We start from the raw sequence: 24,623 nt of genomic DNA on the forward strand, positions 1-24,623 counted from the left end.
TCATTGCTTTTCTTGAGCCAGACGTTCGACACCGAAGCGACCATAGCGATAGCACTGGCTCCCCAGCATGAAGGTGAATCCCGGCTGATCCGCCAGTGCCTGCACCTGGCTGGGCTGCACATCGTCTGCCAGACCGTGTGGCAGCAGGTGATGACGCAGTGCCAGCTGCTGCACCGGCTGACCGAACGGCCCGGCAGGCGCATCGTCAAAGACCACCAGCCGATCAGCCGCGCCCAGCCGGGTGCCGATGCCCTGGGCGTTGTCAGGAAAGAACTGCTCGCCAAACTCCTGGTCGAACGCCAGCGCATGCAGCTTGGCCATGGTGGCGCTGGCGTTGCGCAGCCCATCGCACTCCTGGCCAAAGCGCACCCAGTCCTGGCCAAGTTCCTGCGCCACTGCATCCAGGGCCTCGCCGTGCGTGGCCTGCTCCACCAGCGCCCGGTTGTCCGCGGGGATGCAGCGCGTGGGCGCGGCATCGATCAGGCGGCGCGTGGCCTCCAGGCCGCGCAGGTCGAGATAAACACCCGCCAGGGGTTGCCCCCGCATGCGGATGGGCCCCAGTCCGTGGCGCTGGCGCTGCAGCAGGGCGGACAGGTCATGGCCCGGCGGTGTCAGCACCCAGGCGCGCGCCTGCGCGAAACCCTGCGGCCGACTGCCTCGCGTATGCCGGTGCAGACGCCCCAGGCGCTGCAGCAGCACGTCCATCGGGCACAGGTCGGTGATGAGCAGGTCGGCGTCGATATCCAGGCTTTGCTCCAGGGTCTGCGTGCCGATCACCACCAACCCCGCGTTCACTGGGCGATCCGGGCGCTGCTTGCCGATCTGCGCCTGTACCTGAGCGTCCAGCAATGGCCGATCCTGGCGGCTGAAACGGCTGTGGTGCAGCGTGCTGACGCCGGCCACCTTGAACAGACAGTCCAGGCCTTGCGCCGCTGCCAGTGTCTCCACGGCCTGCAGTGTGGCAACCGCCGCCGGCACGGTATTGCGCACCACCAGCACGCAAGCTCCCTGGCTTGCGGCCTCGACCGCCAGGCTGGCGATGCGCTCGGGCTCATCGATGGCGTCAAGCGTTTGCCAGTGCACGGTTTTCTGCTGCGGGTTGCCCTGCACCGCCATCAGCTGCGCACCCTGGGCGCTGCGGTGGCTGATCGCCGGGTAGTCCAGCGCTTGCGCTTGCGCCAGGCTGGGCGGCGTTTCAGGCCTGCGCGCACCGATGGACAGATACCGGGTGCGCGCCACGGCGCCCAGCGTAGCCGACAGCAGCAGCGCCTGCCCGCCACAGGCCACATGGGCCTGCAGCAGATGCTCTGTCAGACGGCCCATGTAGGCGTCGGAAGCATGCACCTCGTCCACTACCAGCAGACTGCGCGCCAGCAGTGCCTGGCGCAGATGCGCATGCTTGAGCTGCAACGAGGCCAGCAGGGCCTGATCCACCGTGCCGACGGCGATAGGTGCAGCCAGGTACCGCTTGGGCGTTTCCGCTGCCCAACGTCTTTCGGCGTCTTCGTCCTGGGGCAAGTCGTGCCACAGCACCTGGAAGCCGGGCAGCGGTTGATATCCCTGGTTATCCGCCGCCGCATACCCCGGCAGGGCGCGCACCGCCACCGGCGGCTGATCCTTCCAGGCACGGCGCACGAATTGCAGCACGCGTTCGTACAGCTGGGTGGCTGCCACACGGGTGGGCAGCGCAAAGTACAGCGCATCCACCTGTCCGGCACGCCACAGATGCAGGAAGCGCCACAGTGCTGCCTCGGTTTTGCCACTGCCGGTTTCCGCCTCCAGCACCACGACCGGGCCCAGATGGTCATCGGCCATGGCCGCCTGCATCGGACGCGGCGCGGGCACGCCGAATACATGGGCAAAACCGTCATGCGTGGCGTGCGTGCGCAGCTGTACATCGCCCTGCCAGACACCGATGGCCTGCAACGCATGCCGGGCGCGGGCTGGCGCTGTGCCGGCTCTTACCTCATCTGGCTGGGAAAAAGGAAAAAAGCCGGGCCGGGTATCCGAGCCCAGCCAGTCCGCCAGCTGTACCAGGCCAGTGAACAGATGTGCGAAAGCGGCTGTTTCCGGCAGCTCGCCGGCGCCGGCAGCGAACGCCCGTGGAAACTGTTGCTGGATGGCCTCGCCCATCGCTGCCACGGCATGCGCCGGGTCGTAGAGCAGCTGTCCGGCATGCTCGACGGGCTTCCAGAGAGAGGCGCCGCCTTCGGGCTGCACGGGACGGCCATGGTGGCTGATGCTGGCGTGCAGCAGAGGCAGCCAGGCCTCGCCCCAGCTATTAAATGCCTCCAGCGGCAGCCCCTCCAGAATGCGCTGGGGCCAATGCATTCCCTGCCGCGCATCCTCGATCAAGCCCCAGCCCTGAGGGCCATGGCCCGTGGCCGGGGCCAGCCACCCCTTGGGCTTTTCCTGAGCATCAGTCCAGAACCGTCCCTGAAACCCGGCATTGGCCTTGCCGATGTCGTGCAAATAGGCCAGCACCGTCAGTCTGGCCTTGTCCACGTCGTGCAAAGGGCGCCCCGCCGAACGGGCAAGAGATCGATCGATGGCTGGAATCCGCAGCAACTCCGCCATGACGGAAGCTACATCCGTCATGTGGTCGAGCAGACTGTGGTGCCGCGTTATCGGGCCGGTACGGTCGAGCTTGCCCCAGGGAAAAACCTGCATGACGTCTTCATAAGTAAATTTACTGACGCAGAGGTTACTCAAAAAACTTTTGTTTACTTAAAAAGACGGAAGCACCGTCAATTTCTGGAATTGGTTTTTCAGGAAACTGGTGCTGCCAGTAGCGCCCTTGCCGTTCACGCTGGCAGGCCGCGCGCCCGCTGCCCGACTCCCACTGTGCCGCGCCGCACTGCGGCGATGCCAACAGCGTGATGCCACGCGCGTGGTAGCGCGCCGTCACCTCGGGCGCCGGGTGGCCGAACGGGTTGCGGTAGCCCGACTGCACCAGCGCCAGTGCCGGCCGCACGGCGTCGAGGAAGGCCTCGCTGGACGAGGTCTTGCTGCCGTGGTGCGGCACCAGCAGCACGTCGGCGGCCAGCGGCGCGCCGGCGTCCACCAGGGCCTGTTCCTGCGGCCGCTCGATGTCGCCCACCAGCAGCGCGGTGCGTCCCTCGGGGCTGGCGATGCGCAGCACGCAGCTGCGCGCGTTGGGCCGCGCCGCCTGGCCGCTGGCGGGCGCGGGGCCGGGCGGCGGGTGCAGCACGCTGAATTCCACGCCGTCCCACTGCCAGTGCTGGCCGGCGGCGCAGGGCTGGACCGGCACGCCCAGCGGCTCGCGCCCGGCGTCGATGGAGCCGAGCACGCGCATCTGCGGGTGTTGTGCCAGCACCGCGGCGGCGCCGCCGGTGTGATCGCTGTCGCCGTGGCTCAGCACCAGCAGGTCCGGCCGCTCGCCCAGGGCGCGCAGCAGCGGCACCAGCACCCGGTCGCCGGCGTCGCTGCCGGGCGCGAAGCGCGGGCCGGCGTCGTACAGCAGGCTGTGGCGCGCGGTGCGCACCAGCACCGCCTGGCCTTGGCCGACATCGGCCGCCAGCAGGTCGAACTGCCCCGGCGCCGGCCGCGCCGGCTGCCACAGCAGCGCCGGCAGCAGCAGCGGCAGGCCCAGCGCCCGCACGCCCCAGGGCAGGCGCAGCACCAGCAGCAACCCGCCCGCCACGGCAACCAGCCCCACCGGCAGCGGCGCCAGCGGCAGTTCGATCTGCGCCAGCGGCCACGCCGCCAGCCACTGCAGCCACGCGCCCAGCAGCTGCACGCACCCGGCCGCCGCCTGCCACAGCGGCGGCCACAGCATGCCGGCCAGCGCCAGCGGGGTGACCAGCAACGTGGTCCACGGGATCGCCACCAGATTGGCCACCAGGCCGACCAGCGACACTTGGCCGAATAGCAGCAGCGTCAGCGGGGCCAGCGCCACCGTCACCACCGCCTGTTCGCGCAATAACAAGAGAAATCGGCCTCCGGCCCTTTTATTCAAAGGGCCTGCAGCTCTCATATCCGTAGCAAACAGGATGCCCACGGCGACGAAGCTGAGCCAAAAACCCGCCTGCAGCAGCGCCCACGGGTCGGCCAGCAGCACCGCCGCGCAGGCCAGCAGCCAGACCTGGGGCCACGGCCAGTGCCGGTCCGACAGGCGCAGGAGCGCCACCGCGGCCAGCATCAGCACCGTGCGCTGCGCCGGCACGCCCCAGCCGCTGAAGGCCGCATAGCCGCCGGCCAGCAGCACTCCGCCGACCAGCGCCGCGCCAGGCGCGGGCCACCACAGGCACAGGCGCGCGCTGCGCCGCCACAGCCAGGCCAGCGCGGCGGCCGCCAGCCAGGCGAACAGGGTGATGTGCAGGCCCGAGATGCTCATCAGGTGCGCCACGCCAGTGGCGCGGAAGATGTCCCAGTCGGCGCGGTCGATGGCGCGCTGGTCGCCGGTGACCAGCGCTGCCACCACACCCGCGGCGCGGCGCTGCGGGGGGCTGGCGTCGGCATCGGCCAGGCGCGCGGTGATGGCATCGCGCACGCGCTGGCGCAGCTGCTGCAGCGGGTAGTGCCAGGTGGCGGCCAGGCGCTCGGGCGGTGTGTCGGCGCGGCCGGCGCGCACGTAGCCGGTGGCCTGCACGCCCTGCTCCCACAGCCACAGCTCGTAGTCGAAGCCATGCGGGTTGCGCGCGCCGTGGGGGGTTTTCAGGCGCAGCGTCAGGCGCCAGCGCTCGCCGGCGCGCAGGGGCGGCGGGGCGGTGGCGGCGTCCGCCTCGCCCCAGCGGCCGGTGGCGTACCACGACAGGTCCAGCAGCGGCGGCAGGCGCACCGGCCGGTCCTGCAGCGTGGCCGATTCCACCGCCAGGCGCAGGCGCACGGCGTCCTCGCGCGGCTGCGGCATGGTGGCGACGATGCCGGTCACGCGCAGGTCACGGCCTTCCAGCGCGGGATCCAGCGCATCGGCCAAAAACGCGCCAGCGCGCAGCCCGCACAACGCGCCGACCAGCAGCGCCGCGCCCAGCGCCACCAGCCCCAGGCGCAGGGCCGCGAACCGGCCGGCGCAGCGCACGACTCCCATGCCCAGCAACAAGCCGCCTGTCAGCGCCAGCGCGGCGTACGCCCAAGCCGGCCACAGCGCGGCCTGCTGCAGCTGCAGCGCCGTGCCCAGCGGCACGCCCAGCAGCGCTGCCGTGCCCGGCCAGCGTGCAGGGGCACTGACACGACGGATGGCCGGGGCAGTGCCAGCAATGGGCGGCGCGGGGGAGGCGTCCATGCGCGCATGCTAGGGCCTGCGCGGCTGTGCAACACTCGTCATCACGCCGGCGCCGCACCGCCCGTGACGCGTTTTGCCGTGATGACGGAACGGCGGCGCCTTGCCAAGCGCCCTTTGCGCTGCAATCGGCCTGCACGCTGGCCGGCCACCTTTTTCCCCCACCTGAAAGTCAGTCCGCCATGAGCATCTACGACAAGCTGTCCGCCCTGGACATCACCCTGCCCCCGGTGGCCACGCCCGCCGCCTCCTATGTGCCCTACGTGCAAAGCGGCAACCTGCTGTTCCTGAGCGGCCACATCGCGCGCCGCGACGGCAAGCCCTGGGCGGCGCAGCTCGGGCGCGACATGACCACCAAGGAAGGCCAGGCGGCGGCCCGCGCCGTGGCCATCGACCTGCTGGGCACGCTGCACGCTGCCACCGGCGACCTGCACCGCGTCAAGCGCATCGTCAAGCTGATGAGCCTGGTGAACTCCACCGCCGACTACACCGAGCAGCACCTGGTGACCAACGGCGCCAGCGAGCTGCTGGGCGAGGTCTTCGGCGACGCCGGCCGGCACGCGCGCAGCGCCTTCGGCGTGGCGCAGATCCCGCTGGGCGCGTGCGTGGAGATCGAACTGATCGCCGAGCTGGCCTGACGGCAGCGCCGCGCACCGCGCAGGAAAAAGGGACGCTTTAGCGTCCCTCGTTGTTTTGAGCGCGCGCGGCCGTCAGAAGGTGATGACCTTGTCGGCCGCGGCGATCCACTCGCCCAGCTCGGGCAGGGTGCCGATGGCCACGCCGTCGATCAGCGGCAGATCGGCCAGGCCGCGCGCCAGCGCGCAGGTGCGGCACAGGCGCAGCGTGGCGCCGGCGGCGACCAGCTCCTCGACCAGCGCCTGCAGGCCGTTGCCGGCGCCGTCCTGCTGGTGCGGCAGCGCGGCCACGGTGGCGTCGGACATCAGGAACACGCGCACGCTGGCCATGTCCTCGCGCGCAGCCAGGGTGTTGGCCACGCGCAGGCCCGACAGGCAACGCTCGCTGCCGTGCGCGGCGGCGTGGATGATGACGACGATGTGTTGTGCTTGTGCGGGCATGGCGGCGTGACTCCGGTTCAGCGGCGGATCAGGTAGCGGATGGTCGGGCCGTCCTGCTCGATCGCCAGCACCTCGTAGCCGTGGTTCTTCGCGTCCAGCGGGATGTTGTTGATCGACTGCGGGCAGTCGGAGATGACCTCCAGGATATCGCCTGGCGCCAGCTGCGGCAGCGCCTCCAGCGTGGCGACGGCGGGGTACGGGCAGGGTTCGCCCATCATGTCCAGGCGGTGCGTGGGCACCCAGGTATCAACGGTAGTCGGCATGGCAGATCCTTGGCAATGGCGGGATGGACATCAGGCTGTGGCGGCCACCGGGGCGGCAGGCGCCTGCCCGCGGCCGCGCTGGCGGCGAAAGAAGTGGCGCTCCCACGCCAGCACCAGTGCCAGCGCCAGCGCCAGCAGCGCATAGGTGACCAGCAGCCCGCCCTGCGGGCCGAACACCTGCAGCAGGTTCACCTTGTCGTAGTTCACGGCAATGGCCGGCGCCAGGTCGTCCCAGACCAGCGCCAGCAGCGTCGAGCCGATGACGTTGCCCAGCCCGACCCACCAGTAGTGCACCTGGCCCTCGACGGCGCGGTACATCCAGCCGGTCTCGCAGCCGCCGGCCAGCACGATGCCGAAACCGAACAGCAGCCCGCCGATCACCGCATTGGGCCCGGCCCAGAAGATCTTCTGCTCCAGCCCCAGCTGCGCGTAGCCGTACACGCCGATGGCGCTCACGGCCATGCCGATGAGGATGGCCTTGGCCATCTGCGTGCGGCCGGTCAGCCACAGGTCGCGGAACGCCGAGGTGAAGCACACCTGCGCACGCTCGATGATCAGGCCAAAGGCCAGGCCGAACAGCGCGGCGAAGCCCAGCTTGGGTCTATCCAGCACCAGCGCCAGCGCCCAGGCCGCGAACGCCCCGAACAGCAGCATGCCGACGCGAAAGCGCCGCTGCGCCTGCTGCTGGCGCTGCTGCAGCGGGCGCGGCGCGCTCACTTTCTCCAACCTGACGGGAATGCGGAACATCGGCCACATGCTGACCTTGGCACCGGCCAGCGATCCGATGGCGGTGGCGATGGCGAAGAACCAGGCATGCAGCGAGAACTGTGGGATGCCGGTGAAGAACGCCGCCAGATTGCAGCCCATGGCCAGGCGCGCGCCGAAGCCGGCGATGATGCCGCCGACCAGTGCCTGCGCGATGCGAATGCGGTGCTGCGGCGTGCGCAGCTTGACGTTGTTGGCCCACAGCGCCGCCGACAGGCAGCCGGCGAACATGCCGAGGATCATCACGCCGTCGACGCGCGTCAGCGGCGTGCCCTGCATGCCGATCAGCTGGAAGTAGCCCCAGCCGGACAGGTCCACGCCCAGGAACTGCAGCACGTGCCCGCCCCAGCGGGTGAATTCGCCGGTCACGGCCCAGAAGGTGCCGGTCAGGCCGAAGTAGTACGCCGAAAGCACGCCGGCCGCGATGACGGCAGGCACGGGCGACCAGAAGCGCACCAGGTACTGGTGGCGGAAGTCTTGCCAGGTTTGCATGGGAGAAAGGGAGGATGGGCCGCAGCACGTGCGAGCGATGGCGGCGCAGCGCGTGGCCGCGTGCCGCAGGGGCGATTGTGCCTGTGCGCCGGCAGCAGCGCCCACGGGCCGCCCCGGCAGTGTCACGTGCCACGGATCGCGGCGCCCAGGGCACGGCGCGCAGGGCACAGCGGCCGGCGCGTGCGCCCCGGCCTGCAAGGTGGGATCAGAAGCTTTCCCAGTCGTCGCCCGCCGCGGGCGGGCGCGCGGCCCGGGCCGGCGCGGCAGCGGGCAGCGCCGGCGGCGTGGAGCGGCCTGGCCGGGCAACGGCCGTGCGCGGCGCAGAGGCGGCCACCGGCATGGGTGATGGGGCCGCCCGACCGGCAGACGCGGCAGCAGCACTGCCGCCCTGCCGGATGGACGCGGACGCGGCTGCCGGACCGGTGGCCGTCAGTGTGGCCGCAAGGGCGCTGACTCCGTCCACCTGGAACGTGCCCACCACCTGCGCCAGCTGCTGCGCCTGCTCACGCAGGCTTTGCGCGGCGGCGGCGCTTTGCTCGACCAGGGCGGCGTTTTGCTGCGTCATCTGGTCCAGCTGGCCCACCGCCTGGTTGACCTGCGATACGCCGGCGCTCTGCTCGGCGGCGGCAGTAGTGATCTCGCCGATCATGTCGGCCACGCGCTGCACCGACTGCACGATCTCGTCCATGGTGCCGCCGGCCTCGCGCACCAGGCGCGCGCCGTCGTCCACGCCCTGCACCGAGGTGTCGATCAGCGCCTTGATCTCGCGTGCCGCCTGGGCGCTGCGTTGCGCCAGGCCGCGCACCTCGCCGGCGACCACCGCGAAGCCCCGGCCGGCGTCGCCGGCGCGCGCTGCCTCCACCGCCGCGTTCAGCGCCAGGATGTTGGTCTGGAAGGCAATGGAGTCGATCACGCCGACGATCTCGGCGATGCGCTGGCTGCTGGACTGGATGCCCTGCATGGTGGCGACCACCTGGCCGACCACCGCGCCGCCGCGTTCGGCCACCGTGCGCGCGCCGCCGGCCAGCTGGCTGGCCTGCGCGGCGCTGCCGGCGCTCTGGGCGATGGTGCCGGTGAACTGCTCCATCGCGGCCGCGGTCTGCTGCAGGTTGCTGGAGGCGCTCTCGGTGCGCGCCGACAGGTCCTGGTTGCCGGCGGCGATCTGGCTGCTGGCGGTGGCGATGCTGTCGGTGCTGCGCCGCACCTGTTGCACCATGCCGGCCAGCGCCGCGCGCATGGCCTCCAGCGACGCCAACAGCGCCCCGAATTCGTCGCCGCGCGCCTCGCCCTGCTGCGTCTGGGCGCGCAGATCACCCTGGGCGATGCGCGCGGCCACCTGGTTGGCCTGCGCCAGCGGGCGCTGAATGCTGCGGATCAGGAAGAACGCCCCGGCGACGATGGCCAGCAGCAGCGCCGCCACCGCCACGCCGGCCAGGCGCACCGTGTCCAGCCGGGTGGCCGACATCGCCTCCTGGCGCTGGCGCGCGGTCTGCTCGAACTGCTGCACCAGCTGCTCCAGCGTGGCCAAGTAGGCGGTCACCGCGGGGGTCAGCGACTGCACCGCCAGCCGCGCCGCGCCTTCATAGTCGCTGTCGTCACGCAGGCGGCGGGCCTGGGCGCGCAGCTCGGTCATGGTCTTGCGGGCGCTGGCCACGCGCGCCATCTGCGCGCGTTCGGCCTCGGTCAGGTCAAGCGCCTCCAGCTCTTTTTGCATCTGGCTGATGCGCGCGCTGGTGGCGGCCAGGTCGTCCTGGAAGGCTCGCTCGACCTCTATCTCACTGCTCAGCACCAGCGCCAGGGTGCGCGCGGCGTTCAGCTCCGTCAGCGACTTCCAGCGCGTGACCAGCTGCTGGCGCTGGGCGCTGCCCTGCAGCACCACATCGGCCTCGGCCTGGGCGCGCGCCGAGCGCAGCGCCGACACCCCCACCACCGCCACCAGGGCTACCACGATGGCGGCCACGGCGAGCCAGAGCTTGTGCGACAGACGCAGGGATTTCATGGAAGAGGCCAGAAGTCGTGAGAAACGGAAATGCTACCAAATGCATTCCTGCGCACTCCTGACGCGGCCACGACGGCTGCGCGGCACCGGCACCGACATCTAAAAAATCCAGGCTTTCAGGCCCTTAACCCATATGGACAAAGGGCATTCAGCTCCTGATTCAGGAGCGACCAGGCATCACTCCACCCGCACCACATCGGCCACCTTGAAGCCGAAGTCGGCGGCCTTGCCCTTCCTGCCACGCGCGGCGCGGGCGTTGTTCAGCGAGCGGATCTCGAGTTGCTCGTCGCGCGCCTTGCCGCCGCGCCCGGTGCCAGTGAAGCGCACGCTGCGCGTGTACGCCGCCGCGCCGGCCAGCTGGTCCTTGTCCTCCAGGTCCAGCAGCAGCAGGCCACGCCCGCCCTTTTCCATGAATTTCAGCTCGGCGATCTCGAACGTCAGCAGCCGCCCAGCCACCGACGCGCAGCAGACGTGCGTGGCGTTGGCCAGCGGCTGGCTGGCGCTGGTGAAGGCGGCGTGCGACGGGCGGCACAGCGTCTCGCCCGCGGCCAGGGCGACGAACGCCTTGCCGCCGCGGTTGCGCCCGGTCATGTGCTCCACGGTGCTGATGAAGCCGTAGCCGCCCGAGCCCGCCAGCACCAGCGCCGCCTGCGACGGCCCGGCGAAGTAATGCACCGGCTGCGTGCCCGCCTCCAGCTCGATCAGCGTGGTGATCGGCTGGCCGTCGCCACGCCCGCCCGGCAGGCTGGCCACGGCCACCGAGTACACCCGGCCATTGCTGCCGAAGACGATCAGCGTGTCCACCGAGCGGCACTCGAACGCGCCGTACAGGCTGTCGCCGGCCTTGACGGTGAAGGTTGTCGCCTCGTGCCCGTGACCCTGGCGCGCACGCACCCAGCCCTTGTTCGACACGATCACGGTGACCGGTTCGTCGGGCACGCGCACCTCGGCCACGGCGCGGCGCTCCTCCTGGATCAGCGTGCGGCGCGCGTCCTGGAACTGCTTCGCGTCCGCCTCGATCTCGCGCACCATCAGCCGGCGCAGCGACGCCGGATTGCCCAGGATGTCCTCGAGCTTGCCCTGCTCGTCGCGCAGGTCTTTCAACTCCTGCTCGATCTTGATGGCTTCCAGCCGCGCCAGTTGGCGCAGGCGGATCTCCAGGATGTCCTCGGCCTGCCGCTCTGCCAGGGCAAAGCGCTCGATCAGCGCCGCCTTCGGCTCGTCGGCGTTGCGGATGATGGCGATGACCTCGTCGATGTTCAGCAGCACGATCTGCCGGCCTTCGAGGATGTGGATGCGCTCCAGCACCTTGGCCAGGCGGTGCTGGCTGCGCCGGGTGATGGTCTGCTGGCGGAAGGCGATCCACTCGTCCAGCATCTGGCGCATCGATTTCTGCACCGGCCGGCCGTCCAGCCCGACCATGGTCAGATTGATGGGCGCCGACGTTTCCAGGCTGGTGTGCGCCAGCAGCGCCGTGGTCAGCTCTCCTTGGGCGATCTTCGACGTCTTGGGCTCGATGACGATGCGCACCGGCGCGTCCTTGCTCGACTCGTCGCGCACGCCGTCCAGCAGCGCCAGCAGCGTGCCCTTGAGCTGCACCTGCTCGGCGCTCAGGGCCTTCTTGCCGGCCTTGACCTTGGGGTTGGTCAGCTCCTCGATCTCCTCCAAGACTTTTTGCGCCGACACGCCGGGCGGCAGCTCGGTTACCACCATCTGCCACTGGCCGCGGGCGAGTTCCTCGATCTTCCAGCGCGCGCGCACCTTCAGGCTGCCGCGGCCGGTGCGGTAGGCCGCCTGGATCTCGGCCGCACTGCTGATGATCTGCCCGCCGCCGGGGTAGTCCGGGCCAGGGATGAGCTGGAACAAAACCTCATCGGCCAGCTTCGGGTTCTTGACCAGCGCCACGCAGGCGTCGGCCACCTCGCGCAGGTTGTGGCTGGGGATCTCGGTGGCCAGGCCCACGGCGATGCCGCTGGCGCCGTTGAGCAGCGCGAACGGCAGCCGCGCCGGCAACTGGCGCGGCTCCAGCGTCGAGCCGTCGTAGTTGGGCACGAAGTCCACCGTGCCCATGTCGATCTCGTCGAGCAGCAGGCTCGTGATGCGCGCCAGCCGCGCCTCGGTGTAGCGCATGGCGGCGGCGCCGTCGCCGTCGCGGCTGCCGAAGTTGCCCTGGCCGTCGATCAGCGGGTAGCGCTGCGAAAAATCCTGCGCCAGTCGCACCAGCGCGTCGTAGGCCGACTGGTCGCCGTGCGGGTGAAAGCGGCCCAGCACGTCGCCCACCACGCGGGCGCTTTTCACCGGCTTGGCGGCGGTGTTGCGGTTCGGGCCGCTCCACCCCAGGCCCATCTCGCCCATGGCGTAGAGGATGCGCCGCTGCACCGGCTTCATGCCGTCGCACACGTCGGGCAGCGCCCGGCCCTTGACGACGGACAGGGCGTATTCGAGGTAGGCGCGCTGGGCGTAGCCGGCGAGCGAATCATCGGCCGGCGCGGAGGCGGCCGGGTCCAGAACGGGTTCTTCGGTCATGCTATTGAAAATATAGCTGAATGCCTGCAAATTTAAAGGGCTGCAGGCCGATACAGCTTGAAAACAGTGGGGCCGCGAGCGAAGGCGGCGTCAGATGTCCACGTCGACGGCGTCGCCGTGCAGCTCCATCAGCTCGCGCCGCGAGCCGGCCTCGCCCTTGCCCATCAGGCGCGTCATCAGGGCGGCTGTGGCCTCGTAGCCGGCCACGCCGAGCTGCACCGGCAGCAGGCGCCGGGTATCGGGGTTCAGCGTGGTTTCCCACAGCTGCTCGGCGTTCATCTCGCCCAGGCCCTTGAAGCGGCTGATCTGGCACTTCTCGCGCGCCACGCCGTCCTTGACAGCCTTGTCCAGGATGGCGGAAAGCTCCGCCTCGTCCAGCGCATAGACCTTGGCCGCGGGCTTCTTGCCGCGCGCGGGGATGTCCACGCGGAACAGGGGCGGACGCGCCACGTAGATGTGCCCGGCCTCGATCAGCCGGGGGAAGTGCCGGAAGAACAGGGTCAGCAGCAGCACCTGGATGTGCGAGCCGTCCACGTCCGCGTCCGACAGGATGCAGATCTTGCCGTAGCGCAGCCCGGACAGGTCGGGCGCGTCCTGCGGACCGTGCGGGTCCACGCCGATGGCGACCGAAATGTCGTGCACCTCGGTGTTGGCGAACAGCCGGTCGCGCTCCACTTCCCAGGTGTTGAGCACCTTGCCGCGCAGCGGCAGGATGGCCTGGGTTTCCTTGTCGCGGCCCATCTTGGCGCTGCCGCCGGCCGAGTCGCCCTCGACCAGGAAGACCTCGTTGTAGGCGATGTCGCGGCTTTCGCAGTCGGTGAGCTTGCCGGGCAGCACGGCCACGCCAGAGCCCTTTTTCTTCTCGACCTTTTGACCGGCGCGCTGGCGCGTCTGCGCTGCCTTGATGGCGAGTTCGGCCAGCTTCTTGCCGTAGTCCACATGTTGGTGCAACCACAGTTCGAGCGCCGGGCGCACGAAGCTGGAGACCAGCCGCACGGCGTCGCGCGAGTTCAGCCGCTCCTTGATCTGGCCCTGGAACTGCGGGTCCAGCACCTTGGCCGACAGCACGTAGCTGGCGCGTGCGAACACGTCCTCGGGCATCAGCTTGACGCCCTTCGGTAAAAGCCCATGCAGTTCGATGAAGCCCTTGACGGCCTGGAACAGCCCGTCGCGCAGGCCGCTGTCGTGCGTGCCGCCGGCACTGGTCGGGATCAGGTTGACGTAGCTCTCGCGCACGCTGGCGCCTTCTTCGGTGAAGGCTACGGCCCAGGCCGCGCCCTCGCCCTCGGCGAAGCTGTCGTGGCCGGCGTCGGCGTAGCCCGCGCCCTCGAACAGCGGGATGACCGGGTCCACCGGCAGCGTCTGCTGCAGATAGTCGCGCAGGCCGCCCTTGTACTGCCAGGTTGTGCTCTCGCGCGTCTTCTCGTTGAACAGCGTGACGGCGACGCCCGGCATCAGCACCGCCTTGCTGCGCAGCAGGTGCGTGAGCTCGTTCATGGGCAGGTGGCTGGACTCGAAGTATTTCGCGTCGGGCCAGGCGCGCACGGTGGTGCCCTGCTTGCGCTCCCCGCCGGCCAGCGGGCGCACCGTCAGCGGCTCGATCACATCGCCGCCGGCGAACACTAGGTGCGCCACCTGGCCTTCGCGGTGCGTGGACACCTCCATGCGCGTGGACAGCGCGTTGGTCACCGACACGCCCACGCCGTGCAGGCCGCCGGAGAAGCTGTAGGCGCCGCCCTTGCCCTTGTCGAACTTGCCGCCGGCGTGCAGCCTGGTGAAGACCAGCTCGACCACCGGCGCCTTTTCCTCGGGATGCAGGCCGAAGGGGATGCCGCGGCCGTCGTCCTCGACGCTGACCGAGCCGTCCAGGTGCAGCGTGACGCGGATCTTCTTGCCGTAGCCCGCCAGCGCCTCGTCGGCGGCGTTGTCCAGCACCTCCTGGATGATGTGCAGCGGGTTGTCGGTGCGGGTGTACATGCCCGGGCGCTGCTTGACGGGCTCCAGGCCCTTGAGGACGCGGATCGAGCGCTCGCCGTAGTCGTTGGCGGGGGGAGTGTTGGGTGCTTTGCTGGCCATGGCGGCGGATTGTAATTACTGGGATTGCGTACAGTATTTTGCGCTTTTTCAGGCGCCGGGCGATGCTTGCGGGTTTTCGCTACATTTGCGCGATGTCCTCCTTACCCACCCCGCCGGCGCGCCTGTCCATGCTGCAGGTGCTGGCCTGCGGCGCCGCTGTCGTCACCCTGTCCATGGGCATCCGCCACGGCTTCGGCCTGTGGCTGCAGCCAATTACGCAGGACATGGGCTGGACGCGGCAGACCTTCGCGCTGGCCATGGCCATCCAGAACCTGTCGTGGGGTCTGTTCGGCATTTTCGGCGGCATGGTGGCGGACCGCTTCGGCGCCTTCCGCGTGCTGGTGGGCGGGGCGATTCTGTACGCTGGCGGGCTGGCCGGCATGGCGCTGTCGCCCACGCCGGGGCTGTTCGCGCTGACCACCGGCGTGGTCATCGGCGCGGCGCAGGCGGGCACCACCTACGCCATCATCTACGGCGTGCTGGGGCGGCAGATCGCGGCCGAGCGGCGCTCGTGGGCCATGGGCGTGGCGGCGGCAGCGGGCTCGTTCGGGCAGTTTCTGATGGTGCCGCTGGAGGGGCAGCTGATCGCGGCCCTTGGCTGGCAGCAGGCGCTGCTGGTGCTAGGGGCCATGGCGCTGCTCATCATCCCGCTGGCATACGGCCTGCGCGAGCCGGGTTTCTCTGCCGGCGCCGTGCCCGCGCCGCGCTCGCAGAGCCTGGGCGAGGCGATGGTGGAGGCGCTGCGCTACAAGAGTTTCGTGCTGCTGACGCTCGGCTACTTCGTTTGCGGCTTCCAAGTGGTGTTCATCGGCGTGCACATGCCCAGCTACCTGAAGGACCACGGCCTGTCGCCGCAGGTGGCCAGCTTCGCGCTGGCGCTGATCGGACTGTTCAACGTCTTCGGCACCTACGCCGCCGGGGTGCTGGGCCAACGCATCCCCAAGCGCACCATCCTGGTGTTCATCTACTGGGCGCGGGCGGTGGTCATCACGGTGTTCCTGCTGGTGCCGCTGTCGCCGGCGTCGGTATATGTCTTCTCTGCCGTGATGGGCGCGCTGTGGCTGTCCACCGTGCCGCCGACCAACGCCACGGTAGCGCAGATCTTCGGCGTGCAGCATCTGTCCATGCTCAGCGGCTTCGTGTTCTTCAGCCACCAGATCGGCAGCTTCCTGGGCGTGTGGCTGGGCGGCTACCTGTACGACCGCACCGGCAGCTACGACATCGTGTGGTGGCTGGCCATCGTCCTGGGCGTGCTGGCCGGACTGGTCAATTTGCCGGTGCGCGAGGCCGCCATCGTGCGCGCGCCTGCCGCGGCGGCAGCGGCATGAGCGCCACGGCTACGCCGCTGCTGCGCTGGGCTTGGCGCGCGCTGGTGCTGGCCGCGCTGCTGGCGGTGTTTGCCTGGTACCTGCAACCCGACTTCATGCTCACGCTGGCCGACCAGCTGTGGAGCTGCTTATAGAAAGACCTGCATTTTCATGACCGCCATCTCTGCCCCTGCCGCGCTGGAAACACCTTCGGACTGGATCGTGCGCTGGGCACACCTGGTGCCTGCCGGCGGCGCGGTGCTGGACGTGGCCTGCGGCGGCGGCCGACACCTGCGCTGGTTTCATGAAAGAAATCACCCGGTAGCCGGCGTGGATAAATCTCCGATAGCTATTGAAGATATAGCAAAGGGCGGCACTTTCATCGAGGCCGATATCGAGGCCGGCCCCTGGCCGCTGGTTGGCCGGCGCTTCGCCGCCGTGGTGGTCACCAAGTACCTGTGGCGCCCGCTGCTGCCGACGCTGGTGGACAGCGTGGCACCCGGCGGCGTGCTGCTGTACGAGACCTTCGCCCAGGGCAACGAGACCGTGGGCTCGCCGCGCAACCCGGACTTCCTGCTGGCGCCGGGCGAGCTGCTGCGTGCGTGCGAAGACCTGCGCGTGGTGGCCTACGAGGACGGCTTCCTGGACGGGCCCGCACGCTTCGTGCAGCGCATCGCGGCGGCGCGTCCGCCGCAGGGCATGGCCGGGCCGCTGCGCCTGCCGCTCGCTAGTTAGAATGCCTTTTTCCCATTCTTCCGGTTCAAGCGCGTCCATGAACTCTTCCAGCGCCCCCCTCACGGGCAGCATCGTCGCCCTCGTCACGCCCATGCAGGACGACGGCAGTGTGGACTACCCTGCCCTGCGCCGCCTGATCGACTGGCACATCCAAGAAGGCACGGACTGCATCGGCGTCGTCGGCACCACGGGCGAGTCGCCCACGGTGAATGTCGAGGAGCACCGCGAGATCATCCGGGTGTCCGTGGAGCAGGCCGCCGGCCGCGTGCCGATCATGGCCGGCTGCGGCGCCAACTCCACGCACGAGGCCATCGCCCTGGCACGCTACGCCAAGCAGGTGGGCGCGGACAGCCAGCTGCAGGTCGTGCCCTACTACAACAAGCCGACGCAGGAAGGCCAGTACCGGCACTTCAAGGCGATCGCGGAAGCCGTCGGCGACCTGCCGATGGTGCTGTACAACGTGCCCGGGCGCTCGGTGGCGGACATGCAGCACGAGACCGTGCTGCGTCTGGCGCAGGTGCCGGGCATCGTCGGCATCAAGGAGGCCACGGGCGACATCGCGCGCGCGCAGTGGCTGATCCGCGACCTGCCCGAGGGCTTTGCCGTGTACTCCGGCGACGACCCCACCGCCGTGGCGCTGATGCTGTGCGGCGGCCACGGCAACATCAGCGTGACGGCCAACGTCGCCCCGCGCCTGATGCACGAACTGTGCGTGGCAGCCATCGCCGGCGACCGCCGCACGGCCATGGACATCCAGTTCCAGCTGATGCCGCTGCACAAGCATCTGTTCGTCGAGGCCAACCCGATCCCCGTGAAGTGGGCGGTGGCCCGCATGGGCCTGTGCGGCGGCGCCATGCGCCTGCCCATGACGCCCCTGACGCAGGCCAACGAGGCCGTCGTGGAAGGCGCGCTGCGCGCCGCCGGCCTGCTGGCCTGACGCTTCGTTGACCGCGTCCCTTCGTTTTCGCGCCCCACTTATCGATCGACGAGGAATCTTCTCGTGAACCCTAGCACCCGCATCGGCCTGATTGGCCTTGCCCTGAGCCTGTCGGCCTGCTCCGTCCTGGAGAACGACAAGATCGACTACAAGAGCGCCACCAAGGGCGCGACGCTGGAAGTGCCACCGGACCTGACGCAGCTGTCGCGCGACACGCGCTACACCGTGCCCGGCGGCGTGGTCTCGGCGGCGGCCTTCGAAGCCGGCCGGGCACAGCAGCCCAGCCACGCCACCGGTGCCGCGCCCAAGGCCATCGGCGACGTGCGCATCGAGCGCGACGGCAACCAGCGCTGGCTGGTGGTGGCACGCCCGGCCGACCAGCTGTGGGAGCCGGTGCGCGACTTCTGGCTGGAAAGCGGCTTCGTGTACACGCTGGAAAACCGTGATCTGGGCCTGCTGGAAACCGACTGGGCGGAAAACCGCGCCAAGCTGCCGCAGGACATCATCCGCTCGACCATCGGCAAGGTCTTCGACTCGCTGTACTCGACCGGCGAGCGCGACAAGTTCCGCACGCGCCTGGAGCGCCGCGCCGACGGCGGCACCGAGATCTACGTCAGCCACCGCGGCATGATCGAGGTCTTCAGCAATTCGCAGAAGGACCAGACTGTCTGGCAGCCGCGCCCGGCCGACCCCGAGCTGGAAACCGAGTTCCTGCGCCGCATGATGGTCAAGCTGGGCGTGTCCGAGGAGCAGTCGCGCGCCGCGGCGGCCGCCCCGGTGCCGGTGACGCCCTCGGCCCGCATCACCCAGGTGGGCGGCGCGCCGGCGGTGCAGATCGCCGAGCCCTTCGACCGCGCCTGGCGCCGCGTCGGCGTGGCGCTGGACCGCACCGGCTTCACCGTGGAAGACCGCGACCGCAGCCAGGGCGTGTACTTCGTGCGCTATGTCGAGCCCAATGCCGACAAGCAGGACAAGAAGGGCTTCTTCGGCAAACTGTTCAGCCGCGGCAAGGACGCGGCGCCGCCGGTCAAGTACCGCATCGTGGTGCGCAGCGAAGGCGAGCTGAGCACCGTCTCGGTGCTGAACGCCGCCGGCGCGCCGGAGTCCTCGGCCACCGCCGAGCGCATCGTGCGCGTGATCGCCGACGACCTGAAGTAACTTGCTGCGCTTTCGCAACCTGGCCAGCGGCAGCGGCGGCAACGCCACGCTGATCGAGGGTGGCGAGGGTGGCAGCACCGCCCGCCGCCTGCTGATGGACTGCGGCCTGAGCCTGCGCCAGATCGACCTGCGCCTGGCGGCGGCGGGCACCAGCGCCGCCGGGCTGCACGCGGTGTTCATCACCCATGAGCATTCCGACCACACCGGTTGCGTGCTGAAGCTGGCGCTGCGCGAGCGCCTGCCGGTGTGGATGAGCGAGGGCACCTGGCAGGCCATGGGCGCGCCCGACCTGGATGGGCTGCTGCGCATCGCCCGCGCCGGCGAGGCCATCGACCTGGGCGGGCTGCAGGCCCTGCCCTTCGCCGTGCCGCACGACGCACGCGAGCCGCTGCACCTGCGCTGCAGCGACGGCGCCAGCCACATCGGCCTGCTGACCGACCTGGGCCATGCGCCCGATGAGGTGCTGGCGCACCTGCAGGGCTGCACCGCGCTGCTGCTGGAGACCAACCACGACAGCGACCTGCTGCATGGCGGCGGCTATCCGGTGTTCCTCAAGCGGCGCATCGCCGGGCCGTTGGGCCATCTGCCCAACGACGCCAGCGCGGCACTGCTGCACAGTGTCTGCCACCCCGGCCTGCGCCACGTGGCGGCGGCACACCTGAGCGCGCGCAACAACCAGCCGCAGCTGGCCCAGGCCGCGCTGGCCGGCGCGCTGGGCTGCGCCGCGCAGGACATCATCGTCGCCGACCAGCGCGCCGGCACGCCCTGGATCGAGGCCAGCCGCGGGCTCTGGCACTGAAACCCGCCCGGAAGGCAAGCGGCGCGCCAGCACATTCCCCAGGCAACAAAAAACCCCGTCCGCCAGGCGGTACGGGGTTGTTCCAGCGAGCCGCGCGGCAGTGGAGCCGCGCAGCCAGCGCAACGGCCTTACTTGTTGGCGTCCTTGTTGGCTTCCGAAGCCGAGCTGGCAGCGGACGCGGCAGCGTCGGCAGCTGCCTTGGCGGCGTCGGCCGAATCGGCAGCGGCGTCGGCAGACGAAGCTGCTGCAGCGGCGTCAGCAGGGGCCGGCGCGGGGGCAGGTGCCGGCTCGGGAGCGGGCACGGGCACCACAACCGGAGCAGGAGCCGGAGCCGGCTCTTCCTTCTTGCCGCAGGCGGCAAGGGCGGCAGCGGCGATCAAGGCAGCCAGGACGACGGAATTCTTCATGTCAGTTTCCTAATGATGACGAAGCTAGTTATGAAACACCGGACCTCAGCGCCTTGCAGCAATCGGCTCGGCATGGGGCGCTCTGGACACCCCTGGTAAATACCAGCCAACGATTATAGGAACGATTCGTCAATACAGAGTTACACGAAGTTTGCTGTTGACATGGCGCTACAGCCCCAGCACCGTCGCCGGGAAAGCCGGGCTGCTTCTGGACTGCAGCCACTCGTCCAGCGCCTCGCGCAGCGCCAGCCGGCGCACCGGCTGAGCGTCGCAGACACCGCTGCTGCGCACCGGATCATGGCGCTGCAGCACCCAGGCCGGAGACCACAGCGCACTGGGCAGCGCCAGTGGATCGCGCGTCGTTGCCCGGCGGCAGGTGATGAGGTGGTCCCACTGCCGGCGCCACTGGACGAAGCGCGGCTGGCGCCGCACCAGATCGTCGAAATCCACCGCCAGCAAGGTGAAGCGCCGCCCGGTACGGGCCCAGTCGTGCAGCGACTGCACCACCTCACGTTCGCCCAGCGGCCAGTCGGCGAAGCTGGCATCGGCCAGCAGCAGTTCGCCCCAGCCCTGCCCGGCCGCCGTGGCCAGTGCGGCGCGCACGCACTGGCGAAAGGCGTCGCGCCCGGTGAAGGGTCCGTCAGGCAATCCAGGCGGTTCAGTGGTCATTGCCGATTTGCTCAATCGCCGGCGCGCGCATGCGCCCAGCCGGCGTCGCACCAGGTGGCCAGCAGTTCCAGCGCGTCGTCGCTGGCGCGTGCCAGTTCGCGCGGGCCCAGGGTGCGCGTGTCCGCCAGTTGGCGCATCAGCGCCGCGTCGCGCCCGCTGGCGCGAAAGCTCTCGCCGTTGATGAAGACATGCTGCTCGTCGTACAGCATGCGCGTGCGCCGGTCCAGCACCACCTGCTCCATCAGCGTGCCGACGGGCGCGGGCTCGAACCAGACGCTGGGCTTGGGCTCGGTCAGCGCCTCGCCCAGCGCGCATTCCAGCGCCCCGCCCTGCGCCAGCGCGCGCTGCACCGCCTGGCGCGCGAAGTCCTGCAGCTGGGCCGGGATGGCACCGGGATTGGGCACCGCAGGCTGCTTCGGGTCGCGGTAGATGGGCGCGCCGTCCTCGTCACCCGCGGCATCGGCCAGGCGCAGCAGGACCTCGTGCGCCAGGCCAGCACGGTCCGGCGAGCGAAAGCCGATGGAATAGGTCATGCACTCGCCCTCGGCGACACCGTCGTGCGCCCAGCGCGGCGGCAGGTACAGCAGGTCGCCCGGCTCCAGCACGTATTCCTCTTCCGGTTCGAAGTTTGCCAGGATCTTCAGCGGCAGCCCGTCCACCAGCGTGGCGTCGCGCTGGCGGCCGATGCGCCAGCGCCGCCGGCCCTGTGCCTGCAGCAGGAACACGTCGTAGCTGTCGAAGTGCGGCCCGACGCCGCCGCCGTCGCTGGCATAGCTGATCATCAGGTCGTCCAGCCGCGCCTGCGGCACGAAGGCGAACTGCTGCATCAGCGCATGCGTGGCGTCGTCGTGCAGGTCCACGCCCTGCACCAGCACCGTCCATTCGCGCGCGCTCAAGGCGGGAATGGCACGGCGCGGCACCGGACCGTGGCGCAGCAGCCAGCGGCCGTCGCGGTGCTGGATCAGGCGCGATTCGACATCCTCGCTGCCGGCCAGCTGCAGCAGCGCGGCGCGTCCGATGGGCGGGCGGAAATCGGCAATCGCCTGGCGCACCAGCAGCGGCTTCTTGTGCCAGTGGCGGCGCATGAACTGCGCGGCGCTCAGGCCGCCCAGCAGGGCAAGGGGTTGTTCTGTATCCATGACAGGCGAAGGCCCGGCAACCGGGCAGTAGGAGGGACGGGATTTGCGACAATTCTCGTATGGAAATCAACGAACACTGCGTGGTGGCGCTGACCTGGGTGCTGCAGGACACCCTGGGCGAGGAATTGGACGTGCTGGACGACCCCGTGGAGTTTCTGGTGGGCGGCGACGACCTGCTGGAACGCATCGAGCAGGCTCTGCAGGGGCATGAAGCGGGCGCCGAGCTGTCGCTCCACCTGGAGCCCGAGGACGCCTTCGGCGACTATGACGGGCAGCTGCTGTTCCTGGAGCCGCGTGCATTGTTTCCGCAGGAACTGGAAGAAGGCATGAGTTTCGAGGGCACCGCCCTGCCCGAGGGCGCCAGCAGCGGAATGCCGCGCGATGCGCTGTACACCGTGGCGCAGATCTACCCGGACCATGTGGTGCTGGATGCCAACCACCCGATGGCCGGCATCGCGTTGCGGCTGCGCCTGAAGGTGCACGCCGTCAGGGAGCCGACCGAAGAGGAGGCCAAGCGTCGCTCGGCCGGCACGGGTTTTTTCCGCATCCAGCCCCAGGCGCCAGGCAGCGGCCTGCTGCACTGACGGCCCCAGGGCCGGGCGCGGCGTGGATCAGATGCGCGAGATCTGGCCGGCGTACAGGCGTACGCGGTCGCCGGTGCGCAGGTCGCCCGGGTTGGGCACCTCGAAGACACGCTGGCCGCCACGGTCCAGCTGGATGGTGATGCGGTAGCCTTCGTAGCTGGTGCGGTCGTTGTTGCGCCCTTCAATGGCATTGCCTGCCACCGCGCCGCCGACAGCACCAATGGCCGTGGCGGCCGTGCGCCCGCCGCCGCTGCCGATCTGGTTGCCCAGCACGCCGCCCACCACGGCGCCCAGCACCGCGCCAGCGCCGCTGGTGCGGTTGCGTGCGTGCATGCCCTCGATATAGGAAACCGTGCCGTACTCGGTCACGCGGTCGTCGTAGGTGGGCGCGGTCTGCACCGGCTGGCCGGAGTAGTAAGGCCGGTCGGAATAGCGCGGCGCCTCGGCACAGGCGGCCAGCGATCCGGCCAGGACGATGGCGCTGCCCAAAGCGGCAAGACGGGAATAGTGGCGCATGACTTCACTCCTTGGGGTGGATGAAAAACGGAATGGAAAAACCAGAGCGCAGGCCTGCCCGCGCTGCCGGTACCGATTGCAGCAGCGCCGGCACGTGGGCCGGGCCGGGCAAGCGCGACGCAGGACGTAGTGAGGGCGTGGCAAAGGGTGTCAGCAAAGGCCGACAGGAAGGCCGGGAGCGAAAAGACCGGTCAATTGCGCCCGGTGGAGCCGTAGCCGCCCGCGCCGCGCGTGCTGCCGGCGCTGAACTCCTGCACCACGCGCAGCCGTGCCTGCACCACCGGCACCACCACCAGCTGCGCCAGGCGCTCCATCGGCTGCAGCGTGTAGGCGGCGGTGCCGCGGTTCCAGGCGCTGACCATCAGCTGGCCCTGGTAGTCGCTGTCGATCAGCCCCACCAGGTTGCCCAGCACCAGGCCGTGTTTGTGCCCCAGGCCGGAGCGCGGCAGGATCATGGCGGCGTAGCCGGGGTCGTCCAGGTGGATGGCCATGCCGGTGGGCACCAGTTCGCAGGCGCCCGGGGCCAGGGTCAGGGGCGCTTCCAGACAGGCGCGCAGGTCCAGGCCGGCGCTGCCGGGGGTGGCGTAGGCGGGCAGCTGCTCGTTCAGCCGCGGATCGAGAATCTTGACGTCGAGGTTCATGCGGCGCGAGTGTGCCGCAGGCGCTGCGCGATTTCGGCAACCAATTGATGCGCCAGCGCCGCCTTGGAGGCGCGCGGCAGCTCCTGGTGGCCTTGCGCGTCGATCAGCAGCAGCGCGTTGTCGTCCTGGCCGAACGTGGCCGGGCCGATGTTGCCCACCAGCAGCGGCACGCCCTTGCGCTGGCGCTTGGCGCTGGCGTGCGCCAGCAGGTCATCGCTCTCGGCGGCGAAGCCCACGCAATACAGCTGGCCGCTGCGCGCCTGCGCCGAGGCGGCCATGCGCGCCAGGATGTCCGGGTTCTCGACGAAGTCCAGCGCCGGCACCTGGCCGCTGCCGTCCTTCTTGATCTTGTGCTGCGCGCTGTGCGCCGGACGCCAGTCGGCGACGGCCGCCGTTGCTATGAAAACAGTAGTTTGAGACGCATATGCCTCCACGGCTTCGAGCATGTTTTGTGCCGAAACCACGTCGATGCGGTGCACGCCACGCGGCGTCGGAAGGTGCACCGGCCCGGCGACCAGCGTGACCTCGGCGCCGGCCGCGCGCGCGGCGCGGGCGATGGCGAAACCCATCTTGCCCGACGACAGGTTGGTGATGCCGCGCACCGGGTCGATGGCCTCGAAGGTCGGGCCGGCGGTGACCAGCACGTGTTCGCCGGCCAGCAACTTGGGGCGGAAGAACGCCGCCAGCTCCTCCAGGATTTCCGCCGCCTCCAGCATGCGGCCGTCGCCGGTCTCGCCACAGGCCTGGTCGCCATGGCCCACGCCCAGCACCGTGGCGCCGTCCGCCTGCACCTGCACCAGGTTGCGCTGCGTCGCCGGGTGCGCCCACATCTCGCGGTTCATGGCCGGGGCCAGCAGCAGCGGCACGCGCCCGATGGGTCGCGCCAGGCACAGCAGGCTCAGCAGCTCGTCGGCCCGGCCCTGCACCAGCCGCGCGATGAAGTCCGCGCTGCAGGGGGCGATCAGCACCGCGTCGCCCCCCCGCGACAGGTTGATGTGCGGCATGTTGTTGGCCTCGCGCGCATCCCACTGCGAGCCGTACACCGGCCGGCCGGACAGTGCCTGCATGGTGACCGGCGTGATGAACTGCTCGGCCGCCTCGGTCATGACCACTTGGACGCTGGCCCCGGCGCGGGCCAGCAACCGCACCAGCTCGGCCGATTTGTAGCAGGCGACGCCGCCCGACAGTCCCAGAACGATGTGTTTGCCGGCAAGGATGTGCATGGCGCGCGATTCTGGCAGACGGGCCGCCCCTGGCTGGCCGGCCGGCGCGGGCGATGCCGATACAATCGC

Annotated in this window: 22 protein-coding genes; 8 read left to right on the plus strand and 14 right to left on the minus strand. The window is 70.0% G+C overall.

Going from position 1 to position 24,623, the window contains the following annotated elements:
- Entirely contained in the window at positions 1–2,670 is a 2,670-nt protein-coding gene (locus BLQ61_RS05825) for a CRISPR-associated helicase/endonuclease Cas3 (protein ID WP_091567730.1), read from the minus strand.
- Positions 2,671–2,704: 34 nt separating this feature from the next.
- Positions 2,705–5,245 carry a DNA internalization-related competence protein ComEC/Rec2 gene (locus BLQ61_RS05830; RefSeq protein WP_091567733.1) on the minus strand — a complete coding sequence of 847 codons (2,541 nt, stop codon included), beginning with the start codon at positions 5,243–5,245 and terminating at the stop codon, positions 2,705–2,707.
- Between the two features lie 179 nt (positions 5,246–5,424).
- Here BLQ61_RS05830 and BLQ61_RS05835 point away from each other — a divergent pair, with 179 nt between their 5' ends.
- Positions 5,425–5,880 (plus strand): RidA family protein, encoded by a 456-nt coding sequence (locus BLQ61_RS05835; protein WP_091567736.1) that lies wholly within the window; start codon positions 5,425–5,427, stop codon positions 5,878–5,880.
- Between the two features lie 72 nt (positions 5,881–5,952).
- Here BLQ61_RS05835 and BLQ61_RS05840 read toward each other — a convergent pair whose 3' ends face one another.
- From BLQ61_RS05840 to BLQ61_RS05865, 6 genes are all read right to left on the minus strand, one after another.
- Positions 5,953–6,318, minus strand: a complete 366-nt coding sequence (locus BLQ61_RS05840; RefSeq protein ID WP_091567738.1) for a DsrE/DsrF/TusD sulfur relay family protein — start codon at positions 6,316–6,318, stop codon at positions 5,953–5,955.
- A gap of 17 nt (positions 6,319–6,335) precedes the next feature.
- Positions 6,336–6,581, minus strand: coding sequence for a sulfurtransferase-like selenium metabolism protein YedF (gene yedF, locus BLQ61_RS05845; protein ID WP_091567741.1), 246 nt, complete (start codon positions 6,579–6,581; stop codon positions 6,336–6,338).
- A 30-nt stretch (positions 6,582–6,611) separates the two neighbouring features.
- Complete coding sequence (gene yedE / locus BLQ61_RS05850; protein ID WP_091567742.1) at positions 6,612–7,838, minus strand: selenium metabolism membrane protein YedE/FdhT; 1,227 nt, start codon at positions 7,836–7,838, stop codon at positions 6,612–6,614.
- Positions 7,839–8,043: 205 nt separating this feature from the next.
- Positions 8,044–9,837, minus strand: coding sequence for a methyl-accepting chemotaxis protein (locus tag BLQ61_RS05855; RefSeq protein ID WP_091567746.1), 1,794 nt, complete (start codon positions 9,835–9,837; stop codon positions 8,044–8,046).
- Between the two features lie 177 nt (positions 9,838–10,014).
- A complete protein-coding gene (gene parC / locus BLQ61_RS05860; protein ID WP_091567749.1) occupies positions 10,015–12,363 on the minus strand; it encodes a DNA topoisomerase IV subunit A in 2,349 nt (782 codons plus the stop codon).
- Between the two features lie 90 nt (positions 12,364–12,453).
- The gene (locus BLQ61_RS05865) at positions 12,454–14,439 is read right to left on the minus strand and encodes a DNA topoisomerase IV subunit B (RefSeq protein ID WP_091567751.1); all 1,986 of its coding nucleotides are present in this window, start codon (positions 14,437–14,439) and stop codon (positions 12,454–12,456) included.
- 92 nt (positions 14,440–14,531) lie between these two features.
- Between BLQ61_RS05865 and BLQ61_RS05870 the strand changes: the two genes are divergently transcribed.
- From BLQ61_RS05870 to BLQ61_RS05890, 6 genes are all read left to right on the plus strand, one after another.
- A complete protein-coding gene (locus BLQ61_RS05870; protein WP_091567754.1) occupies positions 14,532–15,767 on the plus strand; it encodes an MFS transporter in 1,236 nt (411 codons plus the stop codon).
- Positions 15,764–15,901, plus strand: a complete 138-nt coding sequence (locus tag BLQ61_RS17330) for a hypothetical protein (protein WP_175488227.1) — start codon at positions 15,764–15,766, stop codon at positions 15,899–15,901. The genes BLQ61_RS05870 and BLQ61_RS17330 overlap by 4 nt, the downstream gene beginning before the upstream one ends.
- 16 nt (positions 15,902–15,917) lie before the next feature.
- Positions 15,918–16,481: a class I SAM-dependent methyltransferase gene (locus BLQ61_RS05875; protein ID WP_091567757.1), complete on the plus strand. Its 564-nt coding sequence runs from the start codon at positions 15,918–15,920 to the stop codon at positions 16,479–16,481.
- Positions 16,482–16,518: 37 nt separating this feature from the next.
- Positions 16,519–17,418: a 4-hydroxy-tetrahydrodipicolinate synthase gene (gene dapA, locus BLQ61_RS05880; RefSeq protein ID WP_091567759.1), complete on the plus strand. Its 900-nt coding sequence runs from the start codon at positions 16,519–16,521 to the stop codon at positions 17,416–17,418.
- A 63-nt stretch (positions 17,419–17,481) separates the two neighbouring features.
- Positions 17,482–18,576, plus strand: a complete 1,095-nt coding sequence (gene bamC, locus BLQ61_RS05885; protein ID WP_091567762.1) for an outer membrane protein assembly factor BamC — start codon at positions 17,482–17,484, stop codon at positions 18,574–18,576.
- Between the two features lies 1 nt (position 18,577).
- Complete coding sequence (locus tag BLQ61_RS05890; protein WP_091567765.1) at positions 18,578–19,375, plus strand: MBL fold metallo-hydrolase; 798 nt, start codon at positions 18,578–18,580, stop codon at positions 19,373–19,375.
- A gap of 128 nt (positions 19,376–19,503) precedes the next feature.
- Here BLQ61_RS05890 and BLQ61_RS05895 read toward each other — a convergent pair whose 3' ends face one another.
- The 3 genes from BLQ61_RS05895 to BLQ61_RS05905 all read right to left on the minus strand — a co-directional run bounded on the left by BLQ61_RS05895 (position 19,504) and on the right by BLQ61_RS05905 (position 21,590).
- Positions 19,504–19,782 carry a hypothetical protein gene (locus BLQ61_RS05895; protein WP_091567768.1) on the minus strand — a complete coding sequence of 93 codons (279 nt, stop codon included), beginning with the start codon at positions 19,780–19,782 and terminating at the stop codon, positions 19,504–19,506.
- A 168-nt stretch (positions 19,783–19,950) separates the two neighbouring features.
- Complete coding sequence (locus BLQ61_RS05900; protein WP_091567771.1) at positions 19,951–20,451, minus strand: hypothetical protein; 501 nt, start codon at positions 20,449–20,451, stop codon at positions 19,951–19,953.
- A gap of 11 nt (positions 20,452–20,462) precedes the next feature.
- Positions 20,463–21,590 (minus strand): JmjC domain-containing protein, encoded by a 1,128-nt coding sequence (locus BLQ61_RS05905; RefSeq protein ID WP_091567773.1) that lies wholly within the window; start codon positions 21,588–21,590, stop codon positions 20,463–20,465.
- A gap of 59 nt (positions 21,591–21,649) precedes the next feature.
- Here BLQ61_RS05905 and BLQ61_RS05910 point away from each other — a divergent pair, with 59 nt between their 5' ends.
- The gene (locus BLQ61_RS05910) at positions 21,650–22,174 is read left to right on the plus strand and encodes an FKBP-type peptidyl-prolyl cis-trans isomerase (RefSeq protein ID WP_091567775.1); all 525 of its coding nucleotides are present in this window, start codon (positions 21,650–21,652) and stop codon (positions 22,172–22,174) included.
- Positions 22,175–22,201: 27 nt separating this feature from the next.
- Here the strand turns inward: BLQ61_RS05910 and BLQ61_RS05915 are convergent, their stop codons facing one another.
- The 3 genes from BLQ61_RS05915 to coaBC form a co-directional block, all read right to left on the minus strand.
- The gene (locus tag BLQ61_RS05915; protein WP_091567777.1) at positions 22,202–22,690 is read right to left on the minus strand and encodes an outer membrane lipoprotein; all 489 of its coding nucleotides are present in this window, start codon (positions 22,688–22,690) and stop codon (positions 22,202–22,204) included.
- Positions 22,691–22,881: 191 nt separating this feature from the next.
- Positions 22,882–23,331 (minus strand): dUTP diphosphatase, encoded by a 450-nt coding sequence (gene dut / locus BLQ61_RS05920; protein WP_091567779.1) that lies wholly within the window; start codon positions 23,329–23,331, stop codon positions 22,882–22,884.
- Positions 23,328–24,554: a bifunctional phosphopantothenoylcysteine decarboxylase/phosphopantothenate--cysteine ligase CoaBC gene (gene coaBC / locus BLQ61_RS05925; protein WP_091567782.1), complete on the minus strand. Its 1,227-nt coding sequence runs from the start codon at positions 24,552–24,554 to the stop codon at positions 23,328–23,330. Before coaBC ends, dut begins: the two co-directional genes overlap by 4 nt.
- Between the last annotated feature and the right edge of the window lie 69 nt (positions 24,555–24,623).

The organism is Oryzisolibacter propanilivorax, from assembly GCF_900103645.1.
In the GTDB taxonomy this organism is placed as follows: domain Bacteria; phylum Pseudomonadota; class Gammaproteobacteria; order Burkholderiales; family Burkholderiaceae_C; genus Melaminivora; species Melaminivora propanilivorax.